The sequence below is a fragment of the Clostridium sp. AM25-23AC genome (assembly GCF_003435125.1).
Lineage (GTDB): Bacteria > Bacillota > Clostridia > Lachnospirales > Lachnospiraceae > Pilosibacter > Pilosibacter fragilis.
In genome coordinates this window covers 23,800-43,984 of record NZ_QWGI01000012.1, presented here as the reverse complement: position 1 = coordinate 43,984, position 20,185 = coordinate 23,800, and the positions used below count along the sequence as shown (strand labels likewise).

17 protein-coding genes are annotated in these 20,185 nt (G+C 48.8%); 7 read left to right on the top strand and 10 right to left on the bottom strand.

What is annotated here, in order from left to right:
• Window positions 1–62: 62 nt before the first annotated feature.
• Together DW677_RS08875 and DW677_RS08870 are read left to right on the top strand one after the other, a co-directional pair.
• Window positions 63–1,013 (top strand): NAD(P)-dependent oxidoreductase, encoded by a 951-nt coding sequence (locus tag DW677_RS08875; RefSeq protein WP_015552710.1) that lies wholly within the window; start codon window positions 63–65, stop codon window positions 1,011–1,013.
• Window positions 1,014–1,187: 174 nt separating this feature from the next.
• Window positions 1,188–2,327, top strand: a complete 1,140-nt coding sequence (locus DW677_RS08870) for an amidohydrolase (protein ID WP_117472224.1) — start codon at window positions 1,188–1,190, stop codon at window positions 2,325–2,327.
• A gap of 202 nt (window positions 2,328–2,529) precedes the next feature.
• On the opposite strand, the gene DW677_RS08865 is transcribed toward DW677_RS08870, so the two are convergent.
• Window positions 2,530–3,942, bottom strand: coding sequence for a cell wall-binding protein (locus DW677_RS08865; protein ID WP_117472221.1), 1,413 nt, complete (start codon window positions 3,940–3,942; stop codon window positions 2,530–2,532).
• Window positions 3,943–4,330: 388 nt separating this feature from the next.
• Between DW677_RS08865 and DW677_RS08860 the strand changes: the two genes are divergently transcribed.
• From DW677_RS08860 to DW677_RS08850, 3 genes are all read left to right on the top strand, one after another.
• Window positions 4,331–5,191: a class I SAM-dependent methyltransferase gene (locus DW677_RS08860; protein WP_117472219.1), complete on the top strand. Its 861-nt coding sequence runs from the start codon at window positions 4,331–4,333 to the stop codon at window positions 5,189–5,191.
• 179 nt (window positions 5,192–5,370) lie between these two features.
• A complete protein-coding gene (gene trkA / locus DW677_RS08855; RefSeq protein ID WP_117472217.1) occupies window positions 5,371–6,729 on the top strand; it encodes a Trk system potassium transporter TrkA in 1,359 nt (452 codons plus the stop codon).
• Between the two features lie 12 nt (window positions 6,730–6,741).
• Window positions 6,742–8,184, top strand: coding sequence for a TrkH family potassium uptake protein (locus DW677_RS08850; RefSeq protein WP_117472215.1), 1,443 nt, complete (start codon window positions 6,742–6,744; stop codon window positions 8,182–8,184).
• 227 nt (window positions 8,185–8,411) lie between these two features.
• Here the strand turns inward: DW677_RS08850 and DW677_RS08845 are convergent, their stop codons facing one another.
• From DW677_RS08845 to DW677_RS08825, 5 genes are all read right to left on the bottom strand, one after another.
• Window positions 8,412–9,200 (bottom strand): ZIP family metal transporter, encoded by a 789-nt coding sequence (locus tag DW677_RS08845; protein WP_117470095.1) that lies wholly within the window; start codon window positions 9,198–9,200, stop codon window positions 8,412–8,414.
• A 177-nt stretch (window positions 9,201–9,377) separates the two neighbouring features.
• Window positions 9,378–11,561, bottom strand: coding sequence for a ferrous iron transport protein B (feoB, locus tag DW677_RS08840; protein WP_117472213.1), 2,184 nt, complete (start codon window positions 11,559–11,561; stop codon window positions 9,378–9,380).
• Between the two features lie 114 nt (window positions 11,562–11,675).
• The gene (locus DW677_RS08835; RefSeq protein WP_015552719.1) at window positions 11,676–11,900 is read right to left on the bottom strand and encodes a ferrous iron transport protein A; all 225 of its coding nucleotides are present in this window, start codon (window positions 11,898–11,900) and stop codon (window positions 11,676–11,678) included.
• 246 nt (window positions 11,901–12,146) lie between these two features.
• The gene (locus tag DW677_RS08830) at window positions 12,147–12,362 is read right to left on the bottom strand and encodes a FeoA family protein (protein ID WP_117470097.1); all 216 of its coding nucleotides are present in this window, start codon (window positions 12,360–12,362) and stop codon (window positions 12,147–12,149) included.
• 28 nt (window positions 12,363–12,390) lie between these two features.
• The gene (locus tag DW677_RS08825; protein WP_242990569.1) at window positions 12,391–12,567 is read right to left on the bottom strand and encodes a FeoB-associated Cys-rich membrane protein; all 177 of its coding nucleotides are present in this window, start codon (window positions 12,565–12,567) and stop codon (window positions 12,391–12,393) included.
• A 382-nt stretch (window positions 12,568–12,949) separates the two neighbouring features.
• Between DW677_RS08825 and DW677_RS08820 the strand changes: the two genes are divergently transcribed.
• Together DW677_RS08820 and bilS are read left to right on the top strand one after the other, a co-directional pair.
• Window positions 12,950–14,152: an FprA family A-type flavoprotein gene (locus DW677_RS08820; RefSeq protein WP_117470099.1), complete on the top strand. Its 1,203-nt coding sequence runs from the start codon at window positions 12,950–12,952 to the stop codon at window positions 14,150–14,152.
• 15 nt (window positions 14,153–14,167) lie between these two features.
• On the top strand, window positions 14,168–14,674 hold the full coding sequence (gene bilS / locus DW677_RS08815; RefSeq protein ID WP_158553017.1) for a flavodoxin family protein BilS: 507 nt from the start codon (window positions 14,168–14,170) through the stop codon (window positions 14,672–14,674).
• A gap of 186 nt (window positions 14,675–14,860) precedes the next feature.
• Here bilS and DW677_RS08810 read toward each other — a convergent pair whose 3' ends face one another.
• The 4 genes from DW677_RS08810 to DW677_RS08795 form a co-directional block, all read right to left on the bottom strand.
• Window positions 14,861–16,276 carry a serine hydrolase domain-containing protein gene (locus DW677_RS08810; protein ID WP_117566983.1) on the bottom strand — a complete coding sequence of 472 codons (1,416 nt, stop codon included), beginning with the start codon at window positions 16,274–16,276 and terminating at the stop codon, window positions 14,861–14,863.
• A 178-nt stretch (window positions 16,277–16,454) separates the two neighbouring features.
• A complete protein-coding gene (locus DW677_RS08805) occupies window positions 16,455–17,750 on the bottom strand; it encodes a CapA family protein (RefSeq protein ID WP_117472209.1) in 1,296 nt (431 codons plus the stop codon).
• Window positions 17,751–17,753: 3 nt separating this feature from the next.
• Entirely contained in the window at window positions 17,754–19,019 is a 1,266-nt protein-coding gene (locus tag DW677_RS08800; RefSeq protein ID WP_117472207.1) for a M20/M25/M40 family metallo-hydrolase, read from the bottom strand.
• A gap of 234 nt (window positions 19,020–19,253) precedes the next feature.
• On the bottom strand, window positions 19,254–20,129 hold the full coding sequence (locus DW677_RS08795) for a LysR family transcriptional regulator (RefSeq protein ID WP_117472206.1): 876 nt from the start codon (window positions 20,127–20,129) through the stop codon (window positions 19,254–19,256).
• Window positions 20,130–20,185: the final 56 nt, after the last annotated feature.

Here is a 20,185-nt window from a genome sequence, read left to right as displayed (position 1 = left end):
TTACAATACAGCACCAAGGTACGTACAATTTTTTATTATCAATTTCGCAGGAGGATTTACCCATGAGCGACAAGACCGTTGTATTAAACGCAAAAAAAATGAACTTTGACGGAAATCTCGACTTTTCTGTTCTCTCTTCCGACGTGACCGTCTACGATGATACCACACCAGAACAGCTCTTAGAGCGCATTGAGGGAGCTGATATTATCGTCACAAAGGAGATGCCGGTAAACGGTGACCTGATCCGCAAATTTCCGGCTTCCGTAAAGCTGATCTGTGAGGCCGGTACCGGATACAACAATCTGGATCTTGATGCCGCAAGGGAGAAGGGGATCACCGTCTGCAATATCCCGGCATACAGCTCCGAGCGCGTAGCCCACACGGCGGTCATGATGATCTTAAATTTAAGCTCCACCATGCAGGTCCAGATGAAAATGCTGGCAAACGGAAACCATGATAACTTTACGAAAAATCTCCAGGTTCCGCACGTTGAGGTAAACGGAAAGACTTTAGGAATCATCGGTGCCGGACATATCGGAAAGACTGTAATGAAGATTGCAAAAGCTCTTGATATGAACATTCTCGTGTATACAAGAACACCGAGAGCCGACGAAGACGGCATCCGCTATGTGGATCTTGAGACAGTCTTAAAGAACAGTGACTATGTTTCCCTGCACTGCCCGTTAACTCCGCAGACAAAGCATATGATCAATAAAGAGACTCTTGCGCTGATGAAGCCGACCGCCTTCCTGATCAACACCTCCCGCGGTGCTCTCATCGATGAACCGGCTCTGATCGAAGCGCTTGAAAAGCACCAGATCGCAGGCGCAGGCCTCGACGTCCAGGAAACTGAGCCGCCGAAAGCCGACAACCCGCTCTACACCCTCGACAACGTGATCCTCACCCCGCATATGGGCTGGAAAGGACTTGAGACAAGACAGCGCCTCGTTTCCATCCTTGCCGGAAATGTAAAGGGATTCCTTGAGGGAACACCGGTGAATGTAGTTTCATAACTCAAATATAAGGAACTTTTCATCTTTTAAGATGAAATAGTTCCTTTTTTTTATTACTGTTTGCGCAAAGCGTGAATCGTAACTTATTTTTAACTACTGTACAGAAAGAATCCTTGAAATATTCTCGCAATTCATGTATGATAGAGTTATGATTTGAAAAGAGGAGGAATTCCAATGATTTGTATCAAGAACGGAACACTTCACACAGCGGTATCAAAGGAAACTTTTATCGCTGACATCCTGATCGACGGCGGAAAGATCGTAAAGATCGGAAAAGGTCTCTCTGCTGACGGCGCTGAGGTTATTGACGCTACCGGACTCCATGTTTATCCGGGATTTGTTGAGGCCCACTGCCATATCGGTCTTGACGGCTACGGGATCGGCTACGAGGGGCATGACTACAACGAACTGAATGACCCGGTAACTCCACAGGTACAGGCGATCGACGGAATCAACCCGTTTGACCCGTGTATGAAGATGGCCGCGAAAGCCGGTGTTACCTGCTTCGCAACCGGTCCAGGCAGCTCCAACTCCATTGGCGGAACCTTCGCTGCTATCAAACCGGTTGGAACCCGTGTTGACAATATGATCGTAAAATTCCCGATCGCTATGAAATGCGCTTTCGGTGAAAACCCGAAACGCTGCTACCAGAAACAGGGAATCTCCAGCCGTATGACAAATGCCGCAAAGATCCGCGAGGCTTTAAATAAAGCGAAGGTTTACAAGGCAAAGATCGAGGCGGCCGGTGATGACGCTTCCAAGCTTCCGGCTTACGACCAGAAGTCCGAAGCTCTGATCCCGGTATTAAACCATGAGATCCCGTTAAAAGCCCATGCCCATCAGGCAAACGATATCTTCACTGCGATCCGTATCGCGAAAGAATTCGGTGTCGGCCTGACTCTGGAGCATGTGACAGAGGGCCATATGATCGTGGATGAACTCGCGAAGGAAAATCTCCCGCTCGCGGTAGGTCCGACCTTCGGACATGCCTCCAAATTTGAGCTCCAGAATAAGACCTGGGAGACACCTGGCATTCTCGCGAAAGCCGGATGTCATGTCTCCATCATCACAGACGCGCCGGTAACCCCGCTCCACTACCTGCCGCTCTGCGCAGGTCTCGCCATCAAAGCCGGTATGGACGAGTATGACGCACTCCGCGCCGTAACCATCAATCCGGCCGAGCACATTGGCATCGCTGACCGTGTCGGTTCTTTGGAAGAAGGAAAAGACGCCGATGTTGTCATCGTCGACGGCTGTCCGTTTGATGTGACAGGCGTGATCAAGCATGTGCTGATCAACGGCGAGGAAGTTTAAAGCACTAAAAAACTGAGGATTTCTGACTGCCTGTATTTGCAGTCGGAATCCTCTTTTTATTTAACCATCATATGTAAAAGTTCTCTGCTGCAGATCCTGCTGCCGGAAGTTTCCTGGATACATGGCAGCTAACGGAAAAGACCAGGAACATCTCTGCCCCTGATCCTTCAAAAAATCCTTTATCTTTTATCCTGAATCCACATCAATCATTCTCAAATACCGGTTCTGTCGGCTCACCGTATTCTTCCTTCGTGCTCGCCGTCTCATCGTTGATCTGAGTCAAAATTCCGCTGGAATTTACCTTAAACTTGTTTCCGTCGCGGTCCTTCACCGTCGTATTCTTTGAGATACGTCCGGAGGAGTTTACGACGTAAGTCTGATATCCACTGCTGCCGTTCGGGATACTGATCAATGCGTAACGGCTGGAGCTGTCCGCTTCCTGAAGCTTACCCATATAATAGAGATAGCCATTCTTCACACCGCTGACACCACGTCCCGCGTAGGTTCCCTCATTAAAGTAGAAGGTCGTCTTATTTCCATCGCCTTCCTCCACTGTCATCTTTCCCTTTACGGAAATTCTGGAGGATGCATCAAAGTAATAGGAGGTGTACTCTCCTGTCGATCCGATCTGTATCTTCTTTAATCCCTTCACCGGATTTCCCTTCTGGTCAAAGAGATATGTCTTTCCGTTGATCTTGACAAAGTCACTTGTGGACGCTTTTCCGTCCTCCGGACCTGTCTTCGGTGTTCCATCTTTCTCGAAATAGTACCAGACAACCGGCTCATCCACATTGTCCTGGAGCTGTTCCGGCGGATTTAAGGAGAGCCATCCGGTGATCGACGCACCGAGAGTCGCGTTCTGGATCCCACTCTCCGCAAAATATCTCCAGTTCTCGATCGTGTCCTTACTTGCATTCTCCGGGTCACCTTCTAAATACACCCATCCGGTCTGCATCCGTCCGTCCTCGTCGAAGCAGTAATATTTGCCATCGATCTTCATCACCTTATAATCGCCGCCGTTACTGCTCGTCGACGGGCTGTTCTTCTTTCCGCTCGCAGAGAAGTAGAACCAGTATTTTCCGTCGTCGCTCTCCGGTCCGTAGAGATCCTTATCCTCATCCTTCGGCTCCAGATACTTCCAGCCGGTGACCATAGCGCCGCTGGAGCTTAAATAGTAATCCCCATCCTCGGACCATCCGGTCTGCATAATTCCGTCGGAATCAAAGAGATAACTCTTTCCGTCGATCTTCTTCCAGCTGTCCTTCGTGACTTTTCCGCTGGAACTGAAATAGAACCAGTATGTCGTCCCATTATCCCTGCTGTACGGGGAAGCCAGCTGCATCCATTTATTTGACACCATGATTCCGTTGGAATCCACATAGTAATCATTGTCTGCCCAGCTGTTGACCGCCATCTCGCCGCTGCTGTTCAAATATCTCCAGAGGTTGTCCGCGCCCTTTTTCCACTCATTCGTCACGCGGTTTCCGTTTTTATCAAGATACGTCCATATATTATTGGAAAGCGCCCAGCCTTCCGCTGCGTAGGCGTTCATCGTCAGACATCCGAAAGTCAGGACCGCCGCTGCTGCCAGTATTCTTAACCCTTTTTTCTTCACTCGCTCCGTCTCCTTCCTGTACCCCAAAAGGCGCATAACTATCGCCAACATCCATTCCGGATCAGCTTCGCCGATGGGATTTCTGCCTTCCGGCCGTATTTTTCATTTCGCAATACATCTGATTTTATTTTACCAGTAACTCCCTGATTATTCAACAGAAAATACCTGTCAATTCTCTTAAGTCCCCACCACAGTTCTGCCGCATTCCCGCCACAGAAAGACACATTTTCCGTTCATGTTCCCCATATTTCCGCCAACATCCCGCATTCCATCCCCACTCCTATTTGACAGTATCCCCCGAATCTATTATACTGGTATATCATAGGCATTTTATGCCCCTGATCCGTTTTTACGCAAAAAAGTCTAAAGAAAGAGATGGAATACAATTATGTGGATAGCAGATGGATGGAAGGACTATGAAGTCATCGACTGTTCCGGCGGTGAAAAGCTGGAACGTTGGGGAAAATATATTCTGGTCCGTCCGGATCCCCAGGTCATCTGGGATACCGATAAAAAGGCACCACAGTGGAGAAAGATGAACGGCCACTACCACAGAAGCTCAAAAGGCGGCGGCGAGTGGGAATTCTTCAGTCTCCCGGAGCAGTGGAGCATCAACTACAAAGGCCTGACCTTCCAGTTAAAGCCCTTCAGCTTTAAGCATACCGGTCTTTTCCCGGAACAGGCGGCAAACTGGGACTGGTTTGGCGAAAAGATCAAAAACGCGGGACGCCCGGTCAAAGTCTTAAACCTCTTCGCCTACACCGGAGGAGCAACACTGGCAGCCGCGAAAGCCGGAGCTTCCGTGACCCATGTTGACGCCTCCAAGGGCATGGTCGCCTGGGCAAAGGAAAACGCGAAATCCAGCGGCCTTGAGGACGCGCCGATCCGCTGGATCGTGGATGACTGCGTAAAATTCGTAGAACGTGAGATCCGCCGTGGAAACCACTACGACGCGATCATCATGGATCCGCCTTCCTATGGAAGAGGCCCGAAGGGCGAGATCTGGAAGATCGAGGACGCGATCTACCCGCTCGTAAAGCTGTGTGCAAAGCTCCTCTCCGACAAGCCGTTATTCTACCTGATCAACTCCTACACAACCGGTCTCGCTCCGGCCGTGCTGACTTACATGCTCGGAACAGCGGTTGTCCCGCAGTTCGGCGGAACCGTGAGATCGGAGGAGATCGGACTTCCCGTTACGGGTTCCGGGCTCGTACTTCCGTGCGGCGCTTCCGGACGATGGGAAGCCTAATTGTTACTTTTCATGGGTAGGAATTTTCTGAACTGAAAATTCCGTATGATACCGTTATGGCCGCGGATTTTGCCGATTCGGAATGCGAAGCATCGGCAAAATCCTGTTACAGTGCGCGGGCATAGAGTGCCCGTGTACTGTAACGCCTAATTAACTGAAAGGACCGGTAAACAAAACATATGAAGATCATCATTGTCGGCTGCGGAAAGGTCGGCGTGAGCCTTGCAGAGCGCTTAAGCGCCGAGGGCCACGATCTCGTTATGGTCGATATGAATCCGCAGAAAGTGGAACATCTTTCCAACCAGTTTGACGCCCTGGGAATCGTTGGAAACGGCGCCAGCTTCAATATCCAGCAGGAAGCCGGAGTGGAAAATGCGGACCTCTTTATCGCTGTCACCGGCGAGGACGAATTAAACCTCCTCTGCTGCCTGATGGCGAAGAAGACCGGACACTGTGACACCATCGCCCGCGTAAGAAACCCGCTCTATAATAAGGAGATCCGCTTCATTCAGGAAAAGCTCGGACTCTCCATGATCATCAACCCGGAGCTGACGGCGGCCAGAGAGATCTTAAAGCTCTTAAAATTCCCGTCCGCCATCAAGATCGACACCTTCGCAAAGGGACGTGTCGAGCTTCTCCGCTTCCGCTTAAAGCCGGAGATCGGGTTCGGCGGAAAAACTGTCATGGATATCATGCGGCAGTTAAAATGCGATGTCCTGATCTGTGCCGTTGAGCGCGGATCCGAGGTCGTGATCCCGAACGGAAGCTTTGTCCTTCAGGATACGGATATCCTCTCTATCGTGGGATCTCTTGAAAATACGGCTCAGTTTTTTGAAAAGATCGGTCTCCGCTCAAAATCCGTAAAAAATTCCCTGATCATCGGCGGCGGCACCATCGCCCACTATCTGGCCCAGGACCTCTTAAAGATCGGGTTCCGCGTCCGGATCATCGAGCAGCGGAAAGAGCGCTGCGATTACTTAAGCGAGGTGATTCCCGGTGCTGATATCATAAACGGGGACGGAAGTGATCGGGATCTTCTTCTGGAAGAAGGCCTGACCTACGCTGATTCCCTTGTGGCCCTCACCGGACTTGACGAGGAGAATATCTTCCTCGCCCTCTACGGAAAGCTCCACTCCAATGCAAAGCTCATCGCAAAGGTCAACAAGATCGCCTTCGATGACGTGATCGACAGCTTCGGTATCGACAGCATCATCTACCCGAAGTACCTGACGGCAGATTATATCCTACAGTACGTCCGTGCCCGCCAGAACACCATCGGCTGCAACGTGGAAACGCTGTATAAGATCCTGGATGGCCGTGCCGAAGCACTGGAATTCTCCATCAAAGAGGATTCCGCTGTCACGAATGTGCCGCTTATGGACTTAAACTTAAAGGACAACCTTCTGATCTGCTGCATCAACCGCAACGGTCAGATCCTCACCCCCCGTGGTCAGAATATAATCAAGGTCGGGGATACCGTGATTCTCGTGACCACAAACCGCGGTCTCGGTGATATCCGGGATATCTTAAAATCATAAAGGAGCGATTCCATGAATTATTCGATGATCTTTTATATTATCGGCTGGATTCTGGACGTGGAGGCGGCGCTTCTTGTGCCATCCCTGGCAGTCTCCCTGATTTACCATGAAAGCTGCGCACTGGCATTCTTCATCACGATCGTCCTCTGCCTGATCCCAGGTGTGATCCTTATCCGCAAGCAGCCGAAAAACAAGGTATTCTACGCAAGGGAAGGTTCCGTGACGGTTGCCTTAAGCTGGATCGTCATGAGTATCATGGGTTCCATCCCGTTCCTCTTAAGCGGATCCATCACAAATCCGGTGGATGCCCTGTTTGAGACTGTGTCTGGATTTACGACGACCGGTGCCAGTATTCTTCCCGCCGTGGAACCGCTTCAGCACGGCATCCTGTTCTGGAGGAGCTTTACACACTGGATCGGTGGTATGGGAGTTCTCGTGTTCCTTCTCTGCCTGCTTCCGCTTACCGGAAGCGGCTATCATATGAACCTCATGAAGGCAGAGAGCCCGGGCCCCTCTGTCACAAAGCTGGTCCCGAAGGTGCAGTCCACCGCAAAGATCCTCTATGGGCTCTATCTCTTCCTCACGGTTCTGGAGTTTATTCTCCTGCTTGTGGGACGGATGCCGGTGTTTGATTCCCTGTGTACCGTTTTCGGTACCGCGGGAACCGGAGGCTTCGGCATCAAGAACGACAGCTTCGGAAGCTATTCCACCTACCTTCAGGGCGTAGTTACCGTGTTTATGATCCTCTTTGGCATCAACTTTAACGTGTACTTCCTCTTCTATATGAAAAAGCCGAAGGAAGCACTGCGCTGCGAGGAGGCGCGATGGTACCTCGGGATCATTGCCACATCGATCCTCGTCATCACGTTTTTTGTCCGGGATTTCTTCGACAGCCTGTTCCTCGCGTTCCACCATGTCGCGTTTCAGGTTGCTTCCATCATCACGACCACCGGATTCGCCACCGTGGATTTTAACCTCTGGCCAACGATCCCGAAAACGATCCTGGTGCTCTTAATGTTTATCGGTGCCTGCGCGGGAAGTACCGGCGGCGGCATTAAGGTGTCCCGTGTCGTGCTGTTATTCCGGTCCCTGACAAAGGAGCTCTCCCAGAGTCTCCATCCGAATCAGGTCCGCAAGATCCATTTTGAGGGACGCGCGGTGGATCATGTGGTCCTCCGCTCCGTAAATGTCTTCATGGCGGCATACATCCTGATCTTCGCTATTTCCGTGCTGCTCATCGGCATCGACAACTTCGATCTTGTGACAAACTTTACCGCCGTCGCGGCGACCTTAAACAACATCGGACCGGGATTGGAACTTGTAGGCCCGGCCCAGAACTTCGGGCTCTTCTCCAACTTCTCCAAGCTGGTTCTGACCTTTGATATGCTTGCCGGACGTCTGGAGCTCTTCCCGCTGCTGCTGCTTTTCTATCGGGGTACCTGGAAGAGATTCTAATTAAGCAAACATTCCCGATAATAGATGTAATTTTGACAATTTGACTGATCCGTGTTGAAAAATCTGATTGTCGGAAATAAAAAGTGGATATCCCAGAGTCACATCATGGACTCTGGATATCCACTTTCCTTTTTGTTTTTCTGTCTTTTTTCCACCGGACAGCGGGCAGGCGGGCATCACCGCTTCCCTATCATATTTATCTATGACGCTCAATCGTCCATATTGTATCACCCAAGTGCCACATCAAGCATCATCATCAATGCAAACCCGACCGCAAACCCGATGGTTCCGATATTCGAGTGCTCTCCCTCCGCGGTCTCCGGGATCAGCTCCTCCACGACCACATACATCATGGCACCTGCAGCGAAGGCGAGAAGATACGGCAGGACCGGAGCGAGGATCCTGTACATCAAAACGGTGAGAATTGCTGCCACTGGCTCTACAACGCCTGAAAGTGTTCCATATAGAAATGCACGGTTGCTGCTCATCCCCTCACCCTTGAGCGGCAGGGAAATGATCGCCCCCTCCGGGAAGTTCTGGATCGCGATCCCGACGGACAGGGCAAACGCACCGGCTAACGTGATCCCGCTGTTTGCCGTAAGAAGGCCCGCGAACATGACACCAACCGCCATTCCTTCCGGAATATTATGAAGGGTCACCGCAAGGACAAGCATCGTATTTTTTTTTAACGTGCAGGACGGACCTTCCGGTTCATCGCACCCGATGTGAAGATGAGGCACATGCCCGTCAAGGAACAGCAGGAACAGGATGCCGCAGAAGAATCCGGTCACCGCAGGCAGAAACGCCAGACGTCCCAGATCCGCGGAAAGATTCATGGACGGGATCAGAAGTGACCACACGGATGCCGCCACCATGACACCGGACGCAAAGCCCAGAAGACCTTTTTCCACATTCTGACGGATTCCCTTCTTCATAAAATATACGCACGCAGCTCCAAGTGTCGTCCCCGCAAACGGGATCATGATCCCAAGAATAATATTTCCGATATTTTCCATCGTTTTTGTCTCCTTTGATCCGCGAAGGCCGTCCGGACCCCGGCGCGGCTCTCGCAATCTTCCTTCTATAAGCTATGCGGTTTCCAACTGAAAAGATCCAGGCCACGAAGCAACGTCCGCCTCTGACCTGGATCTTTTATAGAGTTTCTATGGAATAATGAAGTGATACTGCCAAAATTAAGCTGCTACAGAACGGCGGGATGCCTTCTTCTGGTTCTTATATGGATCCGGACGGAACAGCATATAGAGGAATCCGAGAAGAACAACAACAGCTGCTGCTGTGCCGATTCCGAAGGAACCGCCTTCCATAAGAAGACCGAACTGATAGAACATCAGTGCTACGCAGTAAGCGAATACGTTCTGGAAAATGATCGCGAACCAGAACCACTTTCTGGACTGCATCTGCTGGGCCATTGTGGAAATAGCCGCCAGACACGGGGAGTTTAACAGGTTGAATACAAGGAAGGAGAAGGCTGCCGCCATTGTCGGGAACCAGTCTCTGATCGCAGCTGCAACAACATCTGTCTCCTCAGAGAGATCCTCGCTGACATTTGCAAGGACACCCATTGTGGAAACGATACCCTCTTTTGCGGAGAATCCGGAGATCGCCGCTGCAACGCACTGCCATTTGCCCCATCCGAGAGGAGCGAAGATCCATGCAAGAGCGCTTCCGAGGATCGCCATGAAGCAGTTTTCTGTATCTTCTACCATACCGAACGCGCCATTCTCGAAACCGAAGGTGGAGAGGATCCACATGATCACGCAGGCAAGGAACAGGATTGTTCCGGCTTTCTTAATGAAGCCCCACAGACGCTCCCAGGTGTGCATGAGAACGGTCTTGGCAGACGGGATGTGGTATGCCGGTAACTCCATAACGAACGGAGCTGCCTCGCCGGAGAACGGCTTTGTCTTCTTTAACATGATCGCTGCGACAAGGACGCAAACGATACCTAACGCGTACATTAAGAATGCTGTATTTCCTGCATCGGAATAATCTCCGGATGTCCAGCCGACCATGATGCCGCCTAACAGAGCGATAACAGGAAGCTTCGCGCCGCACGGAATAAATGTGGCTGTCATAATGGTAAGACGTCTGTCGTTATCATTTTCGATGGTCTTGGAAGCCATGATACCCGGGATACCGCAGCCGGATGCGATCAGGAGCGGAATGAAGCTCTTACCGGAAAGTCCGAAGTGACGGAACACACGGTCCATGACGAATGCGATACGTACCATGTATCCGCAGTCCTCAAGGATGGAAAGCATTAAGAATAAGAGTGCCATCTGCGGGAGGAATCCGAATACAGCGAAGAGTCCGCCGAGGATACCATCCACAACAAGGCTCTGGATGAAGTCGCTTGCGCCTGCTGCCGCGAGTGCCGCGCCTGCCCATTCCTGAATGCCGCCGCCGAATGTGTCATTCGCCCAGTCTGTACCCATGGTTCCGAGTGTGCTTACACAGATGTAGTAAACGAACCACATCACTGCCGCGAAGATCGGGATACCTAAAATACGGTTTGTAACGATCTTATCGATCTTATCGGATGTGGAGAGCTTCTTGCCGGATTTCTTAACGGCCTTGTCGATCACGCTTCCGATGTATGTATAACGCTCGTCTGTGATGATACTCTCTGTATCGTCGTCCTGCTCTTTCTCAAGACGGGTCACCTCCGTGTTGACCGCTGCCATAGCGGATGCCGGAAGATGTAACTGCTCGATGACCTTGCTGTCCTTCTCAAGAAGCTTGATCGCGAACCATCTCTTCTGGTCTGCATCCACAGCGTCACCGACAGCCTCCTCAACCTTCTCAATCGCGTTTTCTACGCTTCCGGAGAAGATTCCGGCCGGATTCTTCCACTCATTCTTCTTCGCTGCCTCGATTGCCTTCTCGACAACCTCCTTAAGACCTGTGCCCTTTAATGCGGAAGTCTCAACAACTTCACAGCCGAAAATCTCGGAAAGCTTCTTCACATCGATCTTATCCCCGCTCTTTGCAAGCAGATCAGCCATGTTTAACGCGATAACGACCGGAATGCCGATCTCGAGGATCTGAGTCGTCAAATATAAGTTTCTCTCAATGTTTGTTGCGTCTACCAGATTGATGATCGCCTGCGGTTTCTCGTGAACGAGGTAATCACGGCTTACGACTTCCTCCAGTGTGTACGGGGAAAGGGAGTAAACACCCGGAAGGTCTGTGATGATGATCTCTTCACCGCTCTTGGCAGATTTTAATTTACCTTCTTTTTTCTCTACAGTTACACCCGGCCAGTTTCCGACGTACTGATTCGCGCCTGTGAGGGCATTGAACATGGTCGTCTTACCACAGTTCGGGTTTCCGGCTAATGCGATTTTGATAGCCATTTTTCATCCTCCTATTTTCCTGCACTTGTGTTGCTGCTGTCCACATTCCGGGCGGACAGCAACCAGGTTTTGCCAATGCTTTGCATACACATCAGGCAAAACATTTATCCGTCATCAGACTGTAACGACTTCGACACTTTCCGCATCGTCTCTTCTCAACGACAGTTCATATCCACGGACCGTGATCTCGACCGGATCACCGAGCGGTGCCACTTTACGAACGTAGATCTCGCTGTTTTTGGTAATGCCCATATCCATGATTCTGCGGCGGAATGCGCCCTCTCCGTTGATCTTCACAACTTTAACCGTTGTATGTACCGGAACTTCACGTAATGTCATGTCTTCTCCTTTCTATCCCTGTGGATCGCTCCTGCGGTCCGGATCCATTCCCCTGTCTTTTGTAAAATTTTCCCAAAAGCTTTCGATTAACCGCTGCTAATTAGTGCATGCTAACCGTTGGGGAAAAAGCAAAGTGGGAAATCTCCCACTTGAACTTTCATCATCCATAACTGCCTCATTCTTCCCAGTCTGCACTTCCCTGCGGGATAAGGCAAACTGCTGAACAGTTACCGTCTTTTTTCACAGCTACTGCACCATAACGTGCTTTGCCATCTCCTTGTTGATCGCGACTCTGGAATCCTTGATGTTTACGATCAGGTTTCCGTTGAGTTCAGAGATCACTGTCACTGCCGCTCCGTCCACGAAGCCAAGATTCGCGAGGAATCTCTTTGTGTCCTCCGCTCCGCCGACACGCTGGATCATACCGGTCTCACCGGCACGTAAAAATGTCATTGGCATCATGTTTCCTCCTCTTTACACGCCCATCCACTCAGATCTTGTGAGCTTTCGGAGCTGTATCGTAATGGACACTGCCGCATCCGCTGCACCCGGAGCAGGAACCGCAGCAACCTCCGCAGGAACCGCTCTTCTTCTGTTTCCGGATGCTCTTTATCACACCGATCACGGCCATGGCAACCAGCAACAAAACAATTACATCTGTAAGCATTTCCATCACCTCTCACCAAACCATTTATGGGAATAATTGTATTGATAACGAATATCAATTTCAAATGAATTATATGACTTCATACCCAACTTGTCAACTGGTATTTAATAATTTTTTAAGATTTTACCGGATGGTTTTACTTGCTTTCCAAAGACTTTCCATTTAAAATGATAGTATATCTGCGTCAATATTTCTGTCTTGTCTGGATTTACTTTTATATTGTTAAAATTTGCCGACAATAGGAATATATAGGTCCAGATGATTTTATTTTTTGACCTTTTGTGACTCTTTCAGAAGCCAGTACCTTTCCGGTATTTCACCGTTCTCGTTCTGGCAGATTCGGAAAACGCCACAGCAATATTAATATCAGGAGGTTTCTAACATGAATAACATAAGAAAGCTTACAGATTCCCTTTTCTGGGTCGGCATCAATGACCGCCGCATCGCTCTCTTTGAAAATGTTTATCCGGTTCCTACAGGAATGTCCTATAACTCTTACGTTCTTCTTGACGAGAAGACAGCACTCTTCGATACCGTGGACGCGTCCTTCACCCATGATTTTCTCGAAAATGTGACCGCTGCCTTAAAGGGCCGCACTCTGGACTATCTGATCGTAAACCACATGGAGCCGGACCACTGTGCGTCCATCGCCGATGTGATCGCCGTTTACCCGGAGGCAAAGATCGTATGCACCGCAAAGGCTGTGGGAATGATGAAACAGTTCTTTGATTTTGATGTGGACAGCCGCGCGATTCTGGTAAAAGAGGGAGATACCATCTCTCTCGGCTCCCATGAGCTTACCTTCGTGATGGCCCCGATGGTGCACTGGCCGGAGGTCATGGTTACCTATGAAAAGACAGAAAAGATCCTGTTCTCCGCTGATGCCTTCGGTTCCTTCGGCGCTGTCGACGGAAATATCTTTGCTGACGAGATCGACGATAAGGTTGCCTGGCTCTCTGAGGCGAGACGTTATTATACAAATATCGTTGGAAAATTCGGCATGTCCGTACAGGGTCTCTTAAAGAAGGCTGCCGGGCTCGAGATCCGGATGATCTGCCCGCTCCACAGCGTGATCTGGAGAGAAGATCTCCCATGGCTCATCGATAAATACCTCAAATGGAGCTCCTATACGCCGGAAGAGAAATCTGTAACGATCGCCTACGGATCTGTTTACGGTCATACGGAAAAAGCTGCCGATATCCTTGCCGGAAAGCTTGCCGACCGCGGCATCCGCCATATTTCCGTCTTTGACGTTTCCAAGACCCATCCGTCCTACATCATTGCAGACGCGTTCCGTACCTCCGCGATTGTCTTTGCATCCATCACCTACAATGGCGGTATCTTCTGCAATATGGACACACTGCTCCACCAGCTTGCAGCCCACGGTCTTACAAACCGTACCGCTGCCCTGATCCAGAACGGAACCTGGGCGGCAACCACCTCAAAGCAGATGGGGGAAATCCTCGGTACAATGAAAAATATCCATGTGCTCGAGTCAGATGTGACCATTAAATCTGCCCTGAAAGACAATCAGGAGGCTGAGCTTGACGCACTTGCAGACGCAATTGCCGCATCATTACAGTAAGTGGAGGAAATGCCCATGAAATATGCAATCGTTTATTCCAGTAAGACCGGAAATACCGCAGCACTTGCAGATCGTCTCCATGATATCCTTCCGCATGAGCACTGTGTTTATTTCGGTGATACGTCCCATTACTCCCCGGATCTTGGAGCGGACCTTATCTTCGCCGGCTTCTGGACCGATAAAGGAAGCTGCGATGACAGGACGCGTGTTTTCTTAAAGAACCTTCAGAATACAAAGATCGCTCTTTTCGGCACAGCCGGATATGCAGCTCCTGATTACATCCACTCGATCTTAAAACAGGCAGAGGCAAATATTCCCGTAAACAACACCGTTCTTACAGGCTTCGTCTGCCAGGGGAAAATGCAGCCGGCAGTCGCAGATAAATTTGCCGCAATGCTCGAAAAGGACCCGGAGGACGCAAAGGGAAAGCTTCTTCGCGATACGTACCAGGAAGGTCTCTCCCATCCGAACGAAGAGGACTTCGCAAACTTTAAAAAGTGGGCTGAAGGCTTTATCCACTAATTGATCGTCATATAAAACGCACTGCATGGATTCCGTATGGCGGTTAAATTCAAGTCGAAACGTCCGTGAGACTTTACGCATGATTCTGGTCAGCGAAGCTGACATATTCTTACCAGAATCATGAAATGCCGGATGATCGGGAAAACCGATCATCCGGCATTTTTTCATGCTCAAACTTTGCTCCAATCAGTCTTTCACTCTCGGCAGCATTCTTCCACCGTATCCGATTGCAAAGATCTCACCATTCTCATTTTCGAAGAATCTCACGTAGCCATCCTTATCCGGGTTGCGCACAATCCCTAAAAATTCCTGCACCGGCACAAATCGAAGAAGCGTCTCTCCCTCTTTGACTGCCAGATTTCCATCTTTCTCAAAGATCGTGATATTGTTATCTTCATCAGACCGGAAGGTGCCGCACATTGCCTTTCTCTTTTCCGCATTCCACTCCGTCTCCTGATAAACAAATCGGTCCTCGATCGGATTTCTTCCATGATACATCCGCATTGCTGCATCCGCGATCGTGCTAACCGGCACGCCCGACGTGTTGCACAGTACTATAACACCCACTCCGGCATCATACGACCAGGATAAATTCGACGAAACTCCCGGCAGGCTTCCGCCATGCTCCATAACCGTCAGGTCATCCAGCTTCTTCTGCGCAAGGCCAAAGCAATAATGGCTATCCGGGCGATAATCGATTCTTGGGCGGCACATCGTCCGGACACCCTCCTGGGAGAGGATCCTTGTTCCATCGATCCCCTTTCCGTAATTCAGATACATGCAGATGTATTTTTTCATGTCGGCAAGTGTAGATTTCAGGGAACCGGCTCCTCCGAGGGAAAATGCATTGTCATGGTAATCTCTGCCGGAGGTCATGACACCTTTTTGCATTTTGTAGAGAACTGCCGCATTCGTATCCGCTGCCGGTCTTACATACTCTCCGCTGCTCCGCTCCATATGAAGAGGCTCAAGAATATGTTTTTTCACATATTCCGCAAAGCTGTTCTCCCCGCCGACACGACGCACGATCTCTGACAAAAGTCCAAAGCCATCATTGCAATAGCTCATGTAGTTTCCCGGATCTCCGATCAGACCGCCGTTTTCCTTTGTCTGGGCATCCAGCAGCTCAGCGACTGCCTTTGTTCCTTCCAATGCGATCTTCTCATAGAACGCAAAATCCCCTGTCTCATTTTCATCCAGTCCTGCCTTCTGCGCGATCTCATTGATGATCGTGCGGTGCATCGGATAAAAGCCCGCTGTGTGACATAAAAAGTGCCATACCTTTATCGGTTTCTGATTACGGTTTGTAAATTCCGGAATATATTTGCTCACCGGATCATCCAGATCTACTTTTCCGGCTTCGACCAGCTGCATGATCGATAAAGCCACAAAGGATTTCGTGACGGACGCTAATCCGAAGATCGTATCCTCATCGATCGGCAGTTTTCTCTCCTGATCCCGGTATCCAAAAAACTTTTCATACTGAGTCTTTCCATTTCGGTCAACGATCGCAACCGCGATTCCCACTGCGTTGGAACGTTCCTGTATTCTGGATACAAGTTCCTCAAAAAGAAATCTTGACGCATTTGTGATTTTGTTCATGGGTACTCCTCTCCTTTACGCTGCGCGCGCCTGATGATCTGATTCTCACACAGGCGCGCTGTCTTCATATTCATTATATCGATTCTGATCGATTTATTCAAGTTCTTCCCTGTCCCGATCAATTTCGCTCAGAATTTTACGCTTTCTCTCTTCCATATCCGCTCACCTTCTATCTTCTTTAAAGTCTGATCGTTCCTACACCGTCTTTAATTTCCATCTCAGTTCCGTAAGGTTTTGAAAGCTCTGCCAGGTATGCCAGTACCTTCTCATCACCGGTCAACACCGGAACTCCTTTTTGGGGTCTTTTTTCCGTCATTCCAAGAGAAATCGGATACAGTTTGATTTCTGTTAAATGTCCATCTTCCATGGTCCAGCCCGCCATCACGGATAACCAGATCTCCGGAAGCACTCCGTATCCGGCCGTGCCATTTTTACTACGGGCATCCATATAAGCACCAACCTTGGTATCCAGCGGCATTTTTTTATTTATGTATGCATCGTAAGGCTGCTTTTCCACAGTTTCTGTCTCAAAGAGGAAATTTCCCAGACTGTAGAAGATAGGCGCTCCGTGATAGATCTCAATTCCACGAAGTTCATGCGGTCCGTGTCCGATTACCGCATCAGCTCCTGCATCCACACATCTTCTTGAAAATGTCTCAAGGAACATGGATGGAACCGTTGTGTCTTCCCCATCTGTCTCATGACCATGAAAGCTTACAAGAACGATATCTGCCTGTTTTTTTGCCTCAATGATCTCCTTCTCGACACGTTCCATATCAGCCGGAAACGGAACGCTCTCGATCCAGTTTTTTTCATCCAGAACAAATTTGTATGTTCCAAAGGGCAGTGTTCCGGAAGCCGACGGATTCTGATATCCGTTTTTTACAGACCGCTCCATCGTTGCGTTGATCTTTGTAAGCGCCGCCAGTTCTTCTGCTTTCTTATAATTCTCTTCCGTGACATGGTAAATCGTTTCATAACGAAGAGGATTTAATCCCGGTCTTCCGATCAATTCCGCGCTCTGTCCACCAGCCATTCCTGACTCATGGAAGCTTGAAGAGACCGCAATCATTGCGACACGTCCGTTTTTCGTCTCCAGATAGCATGGTTTTGATGCCTCGGAAAGATTTTTTCCTGTTCCGGCAAAGATCATGTCCCTCTCTTCAAGATTCCGGATGGTCGCAAGAACGCCTCCATGACTGTAGTCGCAGGAATGATTATTTGCCGTATTAAACAGATTAAAACCAAACGATCTCATATCATCAAGGGTTCTTGGATCTGCCATTGCCCAGGTTCCTCCGGAAAATGCTGCCGGATATCCTTCCTCATTGTGGAATGTCATCTCCAGATTCGAAAATTTCACATCATACTGACTGATCACGTCTCTGACCTGCTCAAATCCTTCATAACCGCCTTCCGGAAATCTTCTTGTGATAAACGCATCTCCTGTAGCGATCAGTGTCATTTTCTTCATAATCTATTTTCCCTCCACAACAGAATTAGTCTCCCCGTCGATTCCTGCTGCCATCATCAATACCATAAATGCCTGCTGAACTGCCTTATATGAGTCGGTGATCGGAAACTTTTCATGAACACTATGATTCATTATATTTTTTCTATTTTCATCCGGTGCAAACGCGCGTCCAAGACAGATCGATGGAATTCCTTTCGAAACCGCTACGTTCGCATTTGTGCAGCCGCCTTTATGGAATACCGGTTCAATATCCAGAGACTTCAAACCAAGCCACGCGGATTCTACCAGTGGTGTATGGGAATCCTGAGTTCCGCCCGGAACCTGACTGATCAGGTTTTTATCCCAGGTGATCTCATCTTTTCCCCATTTTTCTGTTTCTTCCCGGCATGCTTCTTCGATCGCATCAAAGATTTTTGTGCGAAGCTTTGCAAGCTCCTCCGGTGAATTTGATCTGAAATTAAATTTGATGGTTGCCTGCGATGCGATCGCATGCACTCCAGCCGCAGTTCCACCGTGGAAATTTGAGACACAGAAGCTTGTCTTCGGATCTGATGGAACTGTAAAATCTGCGATCTTCGCAACTGCTCTGGCTGCTGCATGGATCGGCTGTGCCATCTCGCCAAACGATCCAAACGCATGACCGCCGATACCATAAAAGTTGACCTCGTAGGTTTCTCCGCTTGTCGCCTCGAAGATCAGTGCGCTCATGTCATTGTTATCAATTGTGAGTGAAATATCAATGTCGTCATTATCATTCAGGAAATCTTTCATTCCGCCAAGGCCACCCATACCTTCCTCGCGGGTAGTTGCCACAAATACAATGTCTCCGAATGTCTTGATCTCGTTCTGATTCAATGCTCTTAAAAGTCCCAACAGCATTGCCAGTGCTCTTGTATCATCACCGATTCCCGGTGCGTAGAGGAATCCGTCTCTCTCCTCTACACCATGTACCGTTCCAAATGGAAAGACTGTATCCAGATGACCCTCGATCAATACCTTCGGTCCTTTGCCGCTTCCTCTTCGAAGGCCAACAACATTTCCACCGCGGTCAATGTGAACATTTTCAAGACCAAGAGCTTTAAATTTTTCCATCATGACCGCTGCGCGTTTTTCTTCCTCCCCCGTCGGAGCCTCTATGAGAACCAGTTCTTTCTGCTCTTCAATCGTATTCCTCTCATCTTCCTGTATAAATTTCATAGCTTCCTTTACACACGGAATACTCATTGTATATTCAAACTGTTTTTTTACCCGCTCTGATACCTGATACATGCTTCATCCTCCATTTGTGATCAATAACTACTGGTAACAAAAATGATATAAACACGACAAAAGCGCTCCTTTTTAAGAAGGTCTCTCAGACCTTCACCATAGATGCATATGGCTGATTCTTAAAAAGGTGCGCTTTCTTTTATAGGTCAATTATATAATAATTATATATATTGTTCAAATATTATTCACGAATGACTTACATTCTCATTTCGAATGAATTTGTCACAGTTTTATTTATTCTTCTTTGATACTATCAAAATATTTTTCCGTGTATTTGCAGAATTTCTCCAATTCTTCTGTCATTTTCAGATCTTTCTGCAGGATCAGATACAGGGATCGTTTGAATTCGTTGTTATCGATCGGCCGATAACAGACATTTTCAAAATCTCTCTCGCTTCTCAGGTGATCTCTCCAGGAATACCTTGGCCAGATAGTAATCCCTAACCCCTCCTGTACCATACGTCGCAAAATATCAACGGTATCACATTCAAATGCAATATCCGGAATGATCCCTTCTTTTTCGAATATTGCATCTGAAATCGTCCGGATACTTCCTCCGCCTCTCAGCATAACAAATTTTTCATTCCTGATATCCGATAACTTGACTTTTTCCAGATTTTTCAGCCACGAATCTTTATGAAATGCAAGACACAATGGCTCTTCCATCAACTTTACCGCATTACTGAACACATACTGCGGCAGTGTACTTCGAATACAGACATCCCATTGGGTTGCCTCTCTGCGATCTAATACTCGAAAAAATACATCCGGATTTTCCTCCCGAAATTCGCGAATTAATTCCGGCACAAGCTGTCCTGCGGTCAGAACATTCAAACGGATCATTTTCTTCTTCTGTCTATTACGGAATTCTAACGGAAGCCGTTCTATTTCCTCAAGCAAAGGAACCACCCTTTCCTGCAATAAATACCCATCATGGGTAAGCACACAGGATCTTCCGTTTTTCCGGAGCAGTTCTGTTTTTAATTCGCGCTCCAGTGATTGGATCGCTTTACTGATGGAAGGCTGGGATACATTCAATTCCTGCGCCGCCATCGTGATATTTTCATATTTCGCCGCATATGCAAAATATCGAAGCTGATATATTTCCATCTTTGCCACTCCCCCGTTTTTAATGCATGATGTAACTGTTCAGTGCCTCACAGTTA

Coding starts and splice junctions, on each gene's coding strand:
- DW677_RS08875 (WP_015552710.1), top strand. CDS start 63: ATGAGCGACAAGACCGTTGTATTAAACGCAAAAAAAATGAACTTTGAC.
- DW677_RS08845 (WP_117470095.1), bottom strand. CDS start 9,200: ATGGAAAATATCGGAAATATTATTCTTGGGATCATGATCCCGTTTGCG.
- DW677_RS08830 (WP_117470097.1), bottom strand. CDS start 12,362: ATGATGCCAATGACATTTTTACGTGCCGGTGAGACCGGTATGATCCAG.
- bilS (WP_158553017.1), top strand. CDS start 14,168: ATGAAATATGCAATCGTTTATTCCAGTAAGACCGGAAATACCGCAGCA.
- DW677_RS08795 (WP_117472206.1), bottom strand. CDS start 20,129: ATGGAAATATATCAGCTTCGATATTTTGCATATGCGGCGAAATATGAA.
- DW677_RS08870 (WP_117472224.1), top strand. CDS start 1,188: ATGATTTGTATCAAGAACGGAACACTTCACACAGCGGTATCAAAGGAA.
- trkA (WP_117472217.1), top strand. CDS start 5,371: ATGAAGATCATCATTGTCGGCTGCGGAAAGGTCGGCGTGAGCCTTGCA.
- DW677_RS08805 (WP_117472209.1), bottom strand. CDS start 17,750: ATGAAGAAAATGACACTGATCGCTACAGGAGATGCGTTTATCACAAGA.
- DW677_RS08820 (WP_117470099.1), top strand. CDS start 12,950: ATGAATAACATAAGAAAGCTTACAGATTCCCTTTTCTGGGTCGGCATC.
- DW677_RS08850 (WP_117472215.1), top strand. CDS start 6,742: ATGAATTATTCGATGATCTTTTATATTATCGGCTGGATTCTGGACGTG.
- DW677_RS08825 (WP_242990569.1), bottom strand. CDS start 12,567: ATGCTTACAGATGTAATTGTTTTGTTGCTGGTTGCCATGGCCGTGATC.
- DW677_RS08800 (WP_117472207.1), bottom strand. CDS start 19,019: ATGTATCAGGTATCAGAGCGGGTAAAAAAACAGTTTGAATATACAATG.
- DW677_RS08810 (WP_117566983.1), bottom strand. CDS start 16,276: ATGAACAAAATCACAAATGCGTCAAGATTTCTTTTTGAGGAACTTGTA.
- DW677_RS08835 (WP_015552719.1), bottom strand. CDS start 11,900: ATGACATTACGTGAAGTTCCGGTACATACAACGGTTAAAGTTGTGAAG.
- DW677_RS08860 (WP_117472219.1), top strand. CDS start 4,331: ATGTGGATAGCAGATGGATGGAAGGACTATGAAGTCATCGACTGTTCC.
- feoB (WP_117472213.1), bottom strand. CDS start 11,561: ATGGCTATCAAAATCGCATTAGCCGGAAACCCGAACTGTGGTAAGACG.